Origin of the sequence: Curvibacter soli (genome assembly GCF_029211125.1) — a bacterium.
In the GTDB taxonomy this organism is placed as follows: domain Bacteria; phylum Pseudomonadota; class Gammaproteobacteria; order Burkholderiales; family Burkholderiaceae_C; genus Curvibacter_A; species Curvibacter_A soli.
The window spans coordinates 23,032-36,461 of record NZ_JARGEN010000010.1; the positions used below are offsets into that span (position 1 = coordinate 23,032).

The 13,430-nt window shown below is 70.7% G+C and carries 11 protein-coding genes; 2 read left to right on the forward strand and 9 right to left on the reverse strand.

The genetic code is table 11. From position 1 onward, the window contains the following. Position 1: 1 nt before the first annotated feature. The 3 genes from PY257_RS01640 to PY257_RS01650 are packed head-to-tail and all read right to left on the reverse strand — an operon-like array spanning position 2 to position 2,825. The gene (locus PY257_RS01640; protein ID WP_275738102.1) at positions 2-208 is read right to left on the reverse strand and encodes a DUF1656 domain-containing protein; all 207 of its coding nucleotides are present in this window, start codon (positions 206-208) and stop codon (positions 2-4) included. Next, positions 205-2,313 carry an FUSC family protein gene (locus PY257_RS01645; protein WP_275738104.1) on the reverse strand — a complete coding sequence of 703 codons (2,109 nt, stop codon included), beginning with the start codon at positions 2,311-2,313 and terminating at the stop codon, positions 205-207. Before PY257_RS01645 ends, PY257_RS01640 begins: the two co-directional genes overlap by 4 nt. Further along, the gene (locus PY257_RS01650) at positions 2,310-2,825 is read right to left on the reverse strand and encodes a MarR family winged helix-turn-helix transcriptional regulator (RefSeq protein WP_275738106.1); all 516 of its coding nucleotides are present in this window, start codon (positions 2,823-2,825) and stop codon (positions 2,310-2,312) included. The genes PY257_RS01645 and PY257_RS01650 overlap by 4 nt, the downstream gene beginning before the upstream one ends. 174 nt (positions 2,826-2,999) lie before the next feature. Between PY257_RS01650 and cysK the strand changes: the two genes are divergently transcribed. Together cysK and PY257_RS01660 are read left to right on the forward strand one after the other, a co-directional pair. Next, positions 3,000-3,917, forward strand: coding sequence for a cysteine synthase A (gene cysK, locus PY257_RS01655; protein ID WP_275738108.1), 918 nt, complete (start codon positions 3,000-3,002; stop codon positions 3,915-3,917). A 53-nt stretch (positions 3,918-3,970) separates the two neighbouring features. Next, entirely contained in the window at positions 3,971-5,653 is a 1,683-nt protein-coding gene (locus tag PY257_RS01660) for an NAD(P)/FAD-dependent oxidoreductase (protein ID WP_275738110.1), read from the forward strand. Between the two features lie 402 nt (positions 5,654-6,055). On the opposite strand, the gene htpX is transcribed toward PY257_RS01660, so the two are convergent. From htpX to gspN, 6 genes are all read right to left on the reverse strand, one after another. Continuing rightward, positions 6,056-6,931: a protease HtpX gene (gene htpX, locus PY257_RS01665; RefSeq protein WP_275738112.1), complete on the reverse strand. Its 876-nt coding sequence runs from the start codon at positions 6,929-6,931 to the stop codon at positions 6,056-6,058. A 279-nt stretch (positions 6,932-7,210) separates the two neighbouring features. Continuing rightward, positions 7,211-7,960 carry an NYN domain-containing protein gene (locus PY257_RS01670; RefSeq protein WP_275738113.1) on the reverse strand — a complete coding sequence of 250 codons (750 nt, stop codon included), beginning with the start codon at positions 7,958-7,960 and terminating at the stop codon, positions 7,211-7,213. 107 nt (positions 7,961-8,067) lie between these two features. Beyond that, positions 8,068-9,114 (reverse strand): dihydroorotase, encoded by a 1,047-nt coding sequence (pyrC, locus tag PY257_RS01675; RefSeq protein ID WP_275738115.1) that lies wholly within the window; start codon positions 9,112-9,114, stop codon positions 8,068-8,070. Positions 9,115-9,193: 79 nt separating this feature from the next. Then, on the reverse strand, positions 9,194-10,555 hold the full coding sequence (locus PY257_RS01680; protein ID WP_275738117.1) for a GspE/PulE family protein: 1,362 nt from the start codon (positions 10,553-10,555) through the stop codon (positions 9,194-9,196). 16 nt (positions 10,556-10,571) lie between these two features. Beyond that, entirely contained in the window at positions 10,572-12,857 is a 2,286-nt protein-coding gene (gene gspD, locus PY257_RS01685) for a type II secretion system secretin GspD (protein WP_275738119.1), read from the reverse strand. 2 nt (positions 12,858-12,859) lie between these two features. After that, positions 12,860-13,430 (reverse strand): type II secretion system protein N (gene gspN, locus PY257_RS01690; protein WP_275738120.1); only part of this gene is annotated, 571 nt, incomplete at its 5' end.

Below are 13,430 nucleotides of genomic sequence, written 5' to 3' on the forward strand. Positions count from 1 at the left end.
CTCATTGCAGAAAAGCGGTTGCGCGGCTGAGGGCATAGAGCAGCAGCACGTAGAGCGCGGTGTCGAACAGCGCCGGGTGCCACACCCAGCGGTAGAAGCCGGCGGCGGCCAGCAGGCGGCGCACCCCCCAGGACAGCGGCCAGGCGGCGAGCGCCAGCAGCATGATCCAGGGCACATACAAGCCGTAGAAGCTCATTTCGCCGGTCATGCGGCCACTCCTTGGGAAACGGTGAGCGCCGCGGGCGCCTCGGGGAACAGGTTGCGCCGCAGGCCCACCAGCGCGGTGACGGCCGAGCGCCATTCGGGCGATGCGTCGGGCGCGCCCAGAGCGCCCGACAGCGCGGCGTCGATGCGCGCCAACAGCGCTGGCGGCCGGGCGCCCTCGCCCTGCCCGTCGGCCCGGCCGTGGAAGAACGCGGCGATGTCCGCCAGCACCTGCGCCGCGGCCTCGGCGGGCAGATGGGCGCGCGTGCGCTGCAGCGTGACGATGTCGGCGCCCATGCGCAGGTCCTGCAGCGCGTCTTGGGCCACCACGCCTTCCAGCGTGCCGCCGGCCTGGGCGATGCGCGGCGCCAGCAGGCCGATGCGGTCCAGCATGCGCACGGCGTAGGCGCTGCCCGCGGCCTGCAGGCGCGGCGCGCCGGCCATCTCGCCCAGCTCGCGCCAGGTGGCGCGCTGGATGCGCCGCGCGCTCCAGTCCGCACCTACCGAGCGCACCAGGCGTGTCATGCGCGCTGCGGCCACCACGCCGAGCACTTGCGCGGTCGTGGAATTGACGAAACTGACGAAGTCGGCCGTGCCGGTGTCGTGCAGCGCCAGCGTGCCGCCCACCCCGAACACCAGCGCCAGGGCCGCCAGGGCGTTGGCCGGTCGTACCATGTAGCAGCCCAGCACCAGGAAGGTGGGCGCACACACCAGCACCAGCATGCCGAAGTCCTGCACGTTCGGCATCAGCAGCAGCACATAGACGGCGGAGATGGGAACGGACCACAGCGTGAACTTGAGAAAGCCATGTATCGCCGGCACCGGGTCGTCCATGGTGGCGAAAAGACAGCAGAACACTGCGGCCATCATCGTGGCCACCGAGCCCATGGACCAGCCGGTGAGGATCCAGAAGCCGCCGCAAAAGCACACCACCAGCACCGCTGCCAGGGCAGAGAGCAAAGCCATGCCGTGGTCGCGGTGCATTTCCCGGTCGCCCAGCGCTGCCATGCGCCGCAGCGGCACGGCCTGGCCCTGCAGGCCGGCGTCCACGGCGCGGCGCAGGCGGGCGCAGGCGCGCCAGCCCTCCACCAGCTCTTCGAGCCGGCCCGCCAGCCCCACGCGCAGGGCGTGGCGCCAGTCGATGGCGCCAGTGGAGCTGCCCAGCGCGCGGATGGCGGCGCGCAGGGCCTCGAAGGCGTTGTCGGCGTCGGCATCGGCCGCTGGGTCGTCGCCTGCCGCCGCCACGGCCTGGCGCTCCAGCCAGTGATGGATGTCGGCCAGCGCGGCGACGACATCCTCCGGCAGGCCGCCTTCGGCCTGCTCGATGGCGCGCAGGCGGTCTTCTGCCGCCGACAGCGTGGGCGTGAGCGCCGCCACGCGGTCCTGCATGGCGCGGACGGCGCCCGCCGTCCAGCGCAGGTTCGTGGTGTCGAACGGAATATGGGTGGACAGCAGGCGCAGCTGCGTCAGGTCCGCCGCCAGGCGCCGCCGGTCGGCGGCCAGCGTGCGCGGGTCGGCCTCCTGACCGCTGCCGCCGGGCTGCACCAGGTCGGTCAGCCAGCGGCGCGCGTCGGCCAGCGTGCGGTCCAGCAGCCCGAGCACGCTGGGCGCCAGCCCCTGGGGCAGGACCAGGCTGTGCACGAGCGTGGCGCAGAGGATACCCAGGCCGATCTCCTCCACGCGCGCCACGGCGGTGTCGAACACCTGGGTCGGCGTCTCCACCGTGGGAAAGCCGATCAAGGCCGCCGTGTAGCCGGCCAGCATGAAAACGTAGGAGCGTGGCGTGCGATCGAGCAGCGAGACGTACAGACACCCGCCCACCCACAGCGCCAGCGCCAGCGTGAGCAGCTCGGGCGCGTTGGACAGCATGGGCACCAGCAGCACCGTGGCCGTGCTGCCGATGAGCGTGCCGACGAAGCGAAACAGCGCCTTGGAGCGCACCGCACCCGCCAGCGGGTGCGCCACCACATAGGCCGTCAACAGTGCCCAGAACGGGCGCGGCAGGCCGGCGCGGCTGGCCAGGTACATGGCCAGCATCGCCCCGGCGAAGCTTTTGAGCGAAAAAACGATTTCCGCGCGCGTGAAGCGCGGCAGGGCGGGCAGCTTCATGGCGGGCCGGGTTCCGCCGGCGCCAGGGGCACCGTGGGCAGGGTGGGCATGGTGCAGCCCAGGCTGCGTTCCAGCACGCCGAACACGCGCAGACAGGCGGCCACGTCGTCGTCGGACGCGCCGTCGTAGAGCGCCGCCCGCAGCGCGTGGAGCACGGTCTCGATCTGCGCGTGCGTGGCCGTCCCCAGGGGTGTCAGATGCAGGGTCTTGGCGCGGCGGTCCACGGCGTCCTCGTGGCGCTGGACCAGGCCGGCCTCCACGAGCTGGTCGAGCGAGCGCACCAGCGAAGACCCCTCGATGCCCAGCAGACCCGCCAGTACGCCCTGGCGCAGCCCGCTGCCCTGGCGGCCGATCATCACCAGCGGCCAGGCCAGCGCCTGCGACAGCCCCAGGTGCGCCACCGCCTTGTTGGCGGCGGCGTGGTAGCTGCGCTGCAGCACCGGCAGGGCGATGCTCACGGCCATCAGCGCGGTTTCGCGGCTCCTGCCGGGCGGGGTGGATGGACCAGACATCGTTATCAGTCAAATAGTTGGCTTGCTATTGATTTTAGCCGGATGTGGATTTCCGGCATGCGCTCGCCTGGCCGCGCCGCATCGGTACACGCCCGGGATACGGAGATCCGGCCCATGGTGGGATGATCCTTACCCTTACCATTTCCCTTTCCCTTCCATTGCCAAAGGAATGCCATGAAAGCCGCAAACGTGCTGCACACCATCGGCCACACGCCGCACATCCGCATCAACCGCCTGTATGGCGCGGGTGCCAATGTCTGGATCAAATCCGAGCGGGCCAACCCTGGCGGCTCGATCAAGGACCGCATCGCGCTGGCGATGGTCGAGGATGCGGAGCGCTCCGGCAGGCTCCAGCCCGGCGGCACCATCGTCGAGCCGACCTCGGGCAACACCGGCATCGGCCTGGCCATGGTCGCCGCGGTCAAGGGCTACAGGCTGGTGCTGGTGATGCCCGAGAGCATGTCCATCGAGCGCCGTCGCCTCATGCAGGCCTACGGCGCCGCGTTCGACCTCACGCCCAAGGAGAAGGGCATGAAGGGCGCCATCGCCCGCGCCGAGGAACTCGTGGCCGCCACCCCCGGCGCCTGGATGCCGCAGCAGTTCGAGAACCCCGCCAACATCGACGCGCACGTGCGCGCCACGGCGCAGGAGATCGCGGCGGACTTTGCCGACGGCATCGACGCGCTCATCACCGGCGTGGGCACGGGTGGCCACCTGACCGGGTGCGCGCGGGTGCTGAAAGCGAAGTTTCCGCGGCTCAAGGTGTTCGCCGTCGAACCCGCGGCCTCGCCCGTCATCTCCGGCGGCAGCCCGGCGCCGCACCCGATCCAGGGCATCGGCGCGGGCTTCGTGCCGAAGAACCTCGACACCGGGCTGCTCGACGGCGTGCTCCAGGTCGATGCCGAGGCCGCGCGCGAATACGCCCGCCGCAGCGCGCGCGAGGAGGGCCTGCTGGTGGGCATCTCCTCGGGCGCCACGCTGGCGGCCATCGCGCAGAAGCTGCCGGAGCTGCCCGCCGGCGCCACGGTGCTCGGCTTCAACTACGACACCGGGGAGCGCTACCTGTCCGTCGAAGGCTTCCTGCCTGCCTGACTATCATTGGGGCACCGCACCTGATCCGCCCGATGAACACGGGCCATCGCCCCATGATCCGCGTCTGCGAAATCAAGCTCCCGCTCGGCCATGCCGACGCCGCGCTGGCCGAGGCCATTGCCAGCACGCTGGGCATAGCGCCCGGCGACATTGCCGGGCACACCGTCTTCAAGCGCAGCTTCGACGCGCGCAAGCCGCAGCTCCTGGCCGTCTACATCGTCGATGCCGAACTGGCCAGCCCCGCGCTGGAAGCGCAGGTGCTGGCGCGCCTGGCGGGCCACCCGCACGTGGCGCCCGCGCCCGACATGGCCTGGCGAGCGGTGGGCCACGCGCCTGCGGGCTTCGCCGGGCCCAGGCCCGTGGTGGTGGGCTTCGGCCCCTGCGGCATCTTCGCCGCGCTGGTGCTGGCGCAGATGGGGCTGCGGCCCATCGTGCTGGAGCGCGGGCGCGCCGTGCGCCAGCGCACGCAGGACACCTGGGACCTGTGGCGCCGGGGCGAGCTGCACCCCGAATCCAACGTGCAGTTCGGCGAAGGCGGCGCGGGGCTGTTCTCCGACGGCAAGCTCTACAGCCAGATCAAGGACCCGCGCTTCCTGGGCCGCAAGGTCATGGGCGAGTTCGTGGCTGCCGGCGCGCCGCCGGAAATCCTGGTGGACGCCCATCCGCACATCGGCACCTTCAAGCTCGTGAAGGTGGTGGAGAACATCCGCGCGCAGATCATCGCGCTGGGCGGCGAGATCCGCTTCGGCCAGCGCGCGGTGGACATCCTGGTCGAGCCCGGTGCCCAAGGCCCCTGCCTGCGCGGCGTGGTGGCGCAGGACCTGGCGAGCGGCGAGCGCCACGAACTGCGCGCCGACCACGTGGTCATGGCGCTGGGCCACAGTGCGCGCGACACCTTCGAGATGCTGCACCGGCGCGGCGTGTTCGTGGAGGCCAAGCCGTTCTCGATCGGCTTTCGCGTGGAGCACCCGCAGGGCCTGATCGATCGCGCGCGCTGGGGCCGGCATGCGGGCCATCCGCTGCTGGGCGCGGCGCAATACCGCCTGGTGCACCACGCGGCCAACGGGCGCGCGGTCTACAGCTTTTGCATGTGCCCCGGCGGCACGGTGGTGGCCGCCACGTCGGAGCCGCAGCGCGTGGTGACCAACGGCATGAGCCAGTATTCGCGCAACGAGCGCAACGCCAACGCCGGCATCGTGGTGGGCATAGCGCCGGCGGACTACCCCGTGGACTACCGGCACATCGACGTGCCCGAAGATGCGCAGGGCCGGCCGCACCCGCTTGCGGGCATCGAGCTGCAGCGGCGGCTGGAGTCCGGCGCCTTCGTGCTCGGCGGCGGCGGCTACGAGGCGCCGGGCCAACTGGTGGGAGACTTCGTGGCCGGGCGGCCCTCGCGGGCGCTGGGCGGCGTCATGCCCAGCTACCAGCCCGGCGTGCGCCTGGGCGACCTGCACGCGGCGCTGCCCGGCTACGCCATCGCGGCGCTGCGCGAGGCCTTCCCGGCCTTCGGCCAGAAGATCGCCGGCTTCGACATGCACGACGCCGTGCTCACCGGCGTGGAAACGCGCACCTCCTCGCCCATCCGCATCACCCGCGGCGACACGCTGCAAAGCCTGAACCTGCGCGGCCTGTACCCGGCGGGCGAAGGCGCAGGCTATGCGGGCGGCATCCTGTCCGCCGGCGTGGACGGCATCAAGGTCGGCGAGGCCGTGGCGCGCAGCATGCTCGGCGCCTGAAGCTTTGCGAGGTCAGCCAATCCAAGGCAAGAGGGAGCAGGCCCATCGCGGCGGCGAACAAGAAGCTCGAAGCGAGCCAGCAGACGCAGCCAACGGTCAATCTTCCGAATATTTCTGAACCCGTGACCACCCCATAACGAATCCGCGTTGGATTTTCTGAATTTCTTTTGGCGAAACGAAAGAAGGTTACTGCGCCGCCGGGCGCGCATCGAGGCCCGCCACAACAAAACAAAAAGCAGAGGAAAAACGCATACTCCCCCATATGCAACCCGCCACCGCAGGAAAATAAAGCGGTAGAAAGACATACTCCCATGGAGTATAGGATAGATCCACAAAAAAGCATCGCCGCAGACCGGTGCAGGTGCTGCGGCGACGCGCGGGGCGATGGCGGCGGCTACACGCTCAGGCCGCGGCGGCCTGCAGCGCGGCGATGCGCTCCTCGATCGGCGGGTGGCTGGAGAACAGCTTGCCGATGTTGCCGGTGATGCCGAAGGCCTGCACGCTTTGCGGCAACTCGCCCGGATGCATGCCGCCCAGGCGGGCCAGGGCGTTGATCATCGGCTGCTTGCGCCCCAGCAGGCTGGCAGAGCCGGCGTCGGCACGGAATTCGCGCTGGCGCGAAAACCACGCCACGATGATCGCGGCCACGAAGCCCAGCACGATGTCGAGCACCACGGTGCTGACGTAGTAGCCGATGCCCGGGCCGCTGTTGCGGTCGTCGCCGCGGCGCAGGAAGCTATCGACCGCGAAGCCGATCACGCGCGAGAGGAATACGACGAAGGTATTCATCACGCCCTGCAGCAGCGTCATCGTCACCATGTCGCCGTTGGCCACGTGGGCGATCTCGTGGCCGATGACGGCCTCGACCTCGTCGCGCGTCATGCCTTGCAGCAGGCCGGTGGAAACGGCCACCAGGGCCGAGTTTTTGAACGCGCCGGTGGCGAAGGCGTTGGCGTCGCCCTCGAAGATGCCGACCTCGGGCATGCCGATGCCGGCCTTGTCGGCCAGGCGGCGCACGGTCTCGACGATCCAGGCCTCGTCGGCGGTCTGCGGCTGCTCGATGATGTGCACGCCCGCGGTCCACTTGGCCATGGGCTTGCTGATGAGCAGCGAGATGATGGCGCCGCCGAAGCCCATGACCAGCGCGAAGCCGAGCAGCGCGCCAAGGTCGAGCCCGTTGGCCGTGAGGAAGCGGTTGACGCCCAGCAGGCTGGCGACGATGCCCAGCACCGCGACGACGGCGACGTTGGTCAGTACGAACAAGAGGATGCGTTTCATGGATTCTCCGTGGGGGAATGGCAGGTTTTTCTACCCGTGGCCCTGGTGTGGCAGATGGGGGCGGCGTCCCGCACATCAAGGCGCGCCGTGGTGCATGCGCGCTGTAGTTTCTGGTTCTGGCGCGGCGCTGCGCTGGGCGCGGTACGAGGGAGCCATCATAAAAGGAAAAGTTCGCGGCATGCCCGCTGTCGCTCCTGTTTTGATAGCTGCCACCGCAGGTGGATAAAGCGCTGGAGGCCGATTTTCCTTGAAGCCCGGGCGGGTGCGCCTGCCTGCCGTTCAGGGTTTCCTGAGCAGCCGCACCTGCTTGGCCTGGCCGGTCGCCGGCAGCACCTTGAAGTAGGTCGGGTACTTGCGAAACAGCTCGTGCAGCGGCTTGCTGCTCTTGCTGATGCCGCTCTCGCGCAGCGGCGTGCCCAGTTGGTTGAGCTGCTTGACGGTATCGGGCTGCCACTTGGGCAGCGCGGCCAGGATGCGGCGCACCGCGTCGGCTTCCTCGCCGGCTCCGTCCGGCGCGTGCGCCGCAGCGTGCGCCGCTGCGGGCGCGGGGCGCGCGGGCGGCGCGGCGGGCATGGGCGCGGGCTGCCTGTCGGCGCGCGGCGCGGTGTCCACGTAGACCACCTTGTCGTAGGCGCGCGGCAGCTCGTCGGCCGCCGCCTTGTCCTGCTGGGCGAAGCACAGCACGCGCAGGCCGGCCTCGCGCAGCCGCACGGCCAGCGGCGAGAAATCGGCGTCGCTGGAGCCGATGGCCACCACCGCGGGCAGCGCGCCGCAGTGCAGCAGGTCCATCGCGTCCACCACCAGCGCCACGTCCGTCGTGCCCTTGCCCTGGTTGACCACCGCGCGCACCGCGTGGCGCCGCAGCACGTCCTTCATGCCGGCGAGCTTCTCCAGCCCGCCATAGGCCCGCCGCACGGGAATGGCCGCGCCCAGCGCGCGCAGGTGGGCGAAGGCCTCGTCCACGGCGGTGGGCGAGAGGTTGTCGGCGTCGATCAGGAGCGCCGCGCTGGGGAGTGGATCGCTGGTCATGTCGTTCCTTTGGGTTTACGACTTACGCAAACAAGGATGCCGCCCCATGGCTGGCGCGCGGTGCGGTGGCCGATGAAGCATGTTTTGCGAAAGTCCCATCCTATTGTTCATGCCCCGAGCTGCCACAGCAGCGATTCGCCGCCACGCAGCGGCTTGAGCACGGCGTCGCCGTAGGGCACGCTCTCGGGCAGCGTCCACGCCTGGCGGCGCAGGGTGACCGTGCCGGTGTTGCGCGGCAGGCCGTAGAAGTCGGGCCCGTGGAAGCTCGCGAAGCCTTCGAGCCGGTCGAGCGCGCCCACGGCGTCGAACGCCTCGGCATACAGCTCCAGCGCCGCCAGCGCCGAATAGCAGCCGGCGCAGCCGCTGGCGTGCTCCTTCAGGTGCGCCGCGTGCGGGGCGCTGTCGGTGCCCAGGAAGAACTTCGGCGAGCCGCTGCTGGCCGCGGCCACCAGCGCCTGGCGGTGCTCCTCGCGCTTGAGGATGGGCAGGCAGTAGTAGTGCGGGCGGATGCCGCCCGTGAACAGCGCGTTGCGGTTGTACAGCAGGTGCTGCGGCGTGATGGTCGCGGCGGTGAAGCGGTCGGCGCTGGCCACGTAGCTGGCCCCTTCCCGGGTCGTCAGGTGCTCGAAGACGATCTTGAGTTCGGGGAAGTCGCGCCGCAGCGGGATCAGCACGCGGTCGATGAACACGGCCTCGCGGTCGAACACGTCCACCGCCGGGTCGGCCACCTCGCCGTGGATCAGCAGCAGCAGGCCGTGGCGCTGCATCGCCGCCAGCGTGGGGTAGGTGTTGCGGATGTCGGTCACGCCCGCGTCGCTGTTGGTGGTGGCGCCGGCGGGGTAGAGCTTGGCGGCCACCACGCCGGCCTCCTTGGCGAGCGCGATTTCCTCCGGCGGCAGCTTGTCGGTGAGGTACAGCGCCATCAGCGGGTTGAAATCCAGCCCCGGCGGCACGGCGGCCAGGATGCGCGCGCGGTACTCGCCGGCCTGCCGTGCCGTGGTGACGGGCGGGCGCAGGTTGGGCATGATGAGCGCGCGCGCCATCTGGCGCGCGCTGGCCGGCACCACGGCCTGCAGGGCCGCGCCGTCGCGCAGGTGCAGGTGCCAGTCGTCGGGGCGGGTGAGGGTGATGGAGGCGGGCGGGTCGCTGTGCATGCAGCGATTGTCCCATCCGGCAGGCGCATCCAACTGCCGTCTGGGATTGCAGGGGGTCATACGCAATGCCGCCGCCGCGTCAATCCCGCGTCACCCGCACCACTTCCTCCAGGCTCGTCACACCCGCGCGCACCAGCCGCTCGCCGTCCTCGCGCATCAGCGTCATGCCGGCGGCCAGGGCCTGGGCGCGGATGTCGGCCTCGCCGGCCTGGGCGTGGATCTGCGCGCGGATCGCGTCGTTCACCACCAGCAGCTCGAACACGCCGGTGCGGCCCCGGTAGCCCGTGGGGTCGGCGGCGTCGAGCCGGCGCACCAGCCGCTGCGCCAGCACGCCCAGCAGCGAGCTGCTGAGCAGGAACGGCTCCACCCCCATGTCGGTCAGGCGCGTCACCGCGCTGGCCGCGTCGTTGGTGTGCAGCGTGGCCAGCACCAGGTGGCCGGTCAGGCTGGCCTGGATGGCGATCTGCGCGGTCTCGAAGTCGCGGATCTCGCCGATCATGATCACGTCCGGGTCCTGCCGCAGGATGGCGCGCAGGGCCTTGGCGAAGGTCAGGTCGATCTTGGCGTTGACCTGCGTCTGGCCGATGCCGGGCAGCTCGTACTCGATCGGGTCTTCCACCGTCATGATGTTGGTGCTGGCCGCGTCGAGCCGCTGCAGCGCCGCATACAGCGTGGTGGTCTTGCCCGAGCCGGTCGGTCCGGTCACCAGGATGATGCCGTGCGGCTGCCGGATCAGGTGCTCGAATGCGTCGAGCACGCCGCCCTGCATGCCCACCGATTCGAGGCTGAGCTTGCTCTCGCTCTTGTCGAGCAGCCGCAGCACGGCGCGCTCGCCGTGCGCGCTGGGCAGCGTGGAGACGCGCACGTCCACCGCGCGGGTGCCGATGCGCAGCGATATGCGCCCGTCCTGCGGCAGCCGCTTCTCGGCGATGTCCAGGTCGGCCATGATCTTCAGGCGGCTGATGAGCGCCGCGTGCAGCGCGCGGTTGGGGCGCACCACCTCGCGCAGCGTGCCGTCCACGCGAAAGCGCACGGACGACGTGCGCTCGAACGGCTCGATGTGGATGTCGCTGGCGCCGTCGCGCGCGGCCTGCGTGAGCAGTGCGTTGAGCATGCGGATGATGGGCGCGTCGTCGGCGGTCTCCAGCAGGTCCTCCACGGCGGGCAGCTCCTGCATCATGCGCGAGAGGTCGGCGTCGCTCTCCACTTCGCTCACCACCGTGGCCGCGCTGGATTCGCCCTGCGCATAGGCCGTGCTGATGCGCTGCGCCAGCGTGGCCGCGTCCACCGGCTGCAGCGCCGCCACGGCATGCCGGCGCAGTACCTCGCCGAGCGCGTTGGCGTCCGACGTCGGGCCGTGCCACAGCGTGGCCTGCTGGCCGTCGTCCTCCAGCAGCAACTGGAAGGCGCGGGCGAAGGCGTAGGGCAGGGGGTAGCGCATGGGCGTCAGGCGGGGCTCACTGCGCCGGCGCCGGGTTCAGCGGCGCCGTGGCGGGCGACTGGCTGGCGGGCGCCGCCGGCGGGGACGCGGGCGAGAGCGCCGGCAGCACCGGCGCGCCCGACACGCCCTGCAACACCGTGCTCTGCGGCGGCTGCACCTGCTGCTGCAGCGCGCGGATGGTTTCGTAGCGGTCCATGGTCAGCGAGTCGCTGGCGATGCTGTCGCGCACCACCACGGGCCGCAGGAACACCATCAGGTTGGTCTTGGCGCGCGTGCGCTTCTCGTTGCGGAACAGCCCGCCCACCACGGGCAGGTCGCCCACCACGGGCACCTTGTCCTGCGAGAGCGCGTAGTCGTCCTGCAGCAGCCCGCCCAGCACGATCACGCCGCCGTCCTCCACCAGCACGTTCGACTCGATGGAGCGCTTGCTGGTCGATGGGCCGTTGGTGTTGTTGAGCGTGCTGGCGACGATGTTCGACACCTCCTGGTACACCGTCATCTTCACCGTGCCGTTCTCGGCGATCTGCGGCTTCACGCGCAGGGTCAGGCCCACGTCCTTGCGCTCCACCGTGGTGAACGGGCTCACCGTGCTGCTGCTGCCGGTGTTGGCGTAGGAGCCGGTCACGAACGGCACGTTCTGGCCGATCATGATGCGCGCCTCCTCGTTGTCGAGCGTGAGCAGGTTCGGGCGCGACAGCACGTTGCCGTCGCCCGTGCTCTCCAGGAAGTTGGCCAGCGCGCCCAGGTAGTACTTGCCGTTGATGCGCGGTGCCAGCGCGAAGTTGAAGCCCGTGGCCGGCAGCGTGGCCAGGCTGCCGCTGGCGATGCCCGTGGCCAAGTTGACGATGTTGGCGCCCGTGGCGCCGGAGTTGTTGCCGATCACGCCGATGCTGCCGCTGCCGTAGTTGCCCAGCGCGGTCTGCCACTGGATGCCGAAATCGGCCTCCTTGCTGGCGTTCACCTCCACGATCAGGCTTTCCACCAGCACCTGCGCGCGCCGCCCGTCGAGCTGCTCGATCACCGTGCGCAACTGCCGGTACTGCGGCTCCGGCGCGGTGATGATGAGCGAATTGGTCGAGGGGTCGGCCTGGATCTGTCCGCCCGTGGACGGCTGCGCGCTGGACAGGCTGCCCGTGGCTGCGGCGCTGGTGCCGAAGCCGCTGCTGCTGCCGCCGCCGGATGCGCCGCCGCTGCCATTGCTGAGAAAGCTGCCGCCCGCGTTCTGCATGCCGCCGCCGATGGCCGAGGCCCCCGACGCCTGTGCGCTGCCGCCGTTGGGGTTCACCGCGCTCGCCGCCATGGCCGCGCGCAGCGTGATGGCGAGCTTGGCCGCATCGGCGTTCTTCAGGTACACCACATGGATGTTGCCCGACGCGGCGCTGCTGCCCGGGGCGGGCGCCTGGTCGAGCTTGGCCACCAGCGCGCGCACCAGCGCCACGCGCGCCGGGTTGGCTGCGCGGATGATGACGGAGTTGCTCTGCGGCTCGGCCAGCAGCGTGGTCTTGAAGGCCGTGTCGCTCTGGCCCCCCTGCGCGATCGCGGCCTGCGCGCCCGCGCCGACCGCCGCTGCGCCGGTGGTGCCCGCGCCCGTGTCCACCAGCTTCTGCAAGAGCGGCACCAGGTCGGTGGCGTTGGCGTTCTGCAGCGCGATCACCTCCACGTCGGTGGCGTTGGCGACATCCATCGCCGCCACGATGCGCGCCAGCCGCTGCAGGTTGTCGGCGTAGTCGGTGATCACCAGCGCGTTGCTGCCGGGGTTCACGTTGATCGTGTTGTTCGGGCTGATCAGGGGGCGCAGCACCGGCACCAGGTTGGCCGCGTTCTCGAAATTGAGCTTGAAGATCTGCGTCACGATCTGGCTGCCGCCGGCGCGCGGCAGCGAGCCGTCCTGCGACACCGCCACGGCGGCGGTCTGGAGCTTGGCGTCGGCCTCCGGCACCACCTTGTAGAGCCCGGCGGCCTCGACCACCGTGAAGCCCTGCAGCCGCAGCGCGGCCAGGAACTGCTCGAATGCCACGGCGGGCGGCACGGCGCGGTCCGTCACCAGGTTCATCGTGCCCTTCACGCGCGGGTCCACCACCACGTTGCGGCCCGTGATCGTCGCCATCGTGCGGGCCACGGCCTCGATCTCGGCATTGGCGAAGTTCAGCGTCACTGGCTCGCGCGGCGGCACGCTGCCGCTGCCCGTGGTGAGTGCCGTCTGCGCCAGCGCCTGCAAGGGAAAAAGCCCGCCAGCGCAGGTAAATAATGCGGTTGCAGCTATAGAAAGAATAGCGTTGTGCGGTGGAATCGGTGGCTTCATGGTCAACCTATGGAAATGCGGGAGCGCGCGCCCTGGCGCCGCCCGATGATGTTCAGCAAGTTCGACAGCGCCGCCTCGCGCCCCGGCGCGGCGCTGGCCTCGCCGCCGAAATGCAGGCGCGAGCCCACCCACTGCCCGCTGCCCGAAAGCAGCAGCGCGCCTTCGATCGTCTCCAGCCGCAGCGTCGTCGCCGCGCCGCCCTGCATGGTGATGCGGTAGCTGCCCATGGGCTGCAGCGTGGACAGGCGCGACGACATGCGCAGCGCCTCCAGCCGCGCGGTGCCGTCCACCTGCAGGCGCCCCTCGGCCCAGCGCGCGCGCAAGTCCTGCGTGGACAGCGCCAGTTGCCCCTGCGGCGCCAGCGTGTTCCACGGCGTGCCCAGCCCCATCAGCAGCGCCGCGGGCCAGCGCGAGGCGCCGTCCGCCAGCGCCAGCGTGCCGCCGCCGCGCGCGATGCGCGCCTGCCAGCGCAGCGGCTGCGCGGTGCAGCAGTCGGCGGCCAGCGCGCCGCGCAGGCCCAGCCACGCGGGCTGCAGGCGCCACTGCACGCGCCCCGGCAGCGCGGCGCGGTCG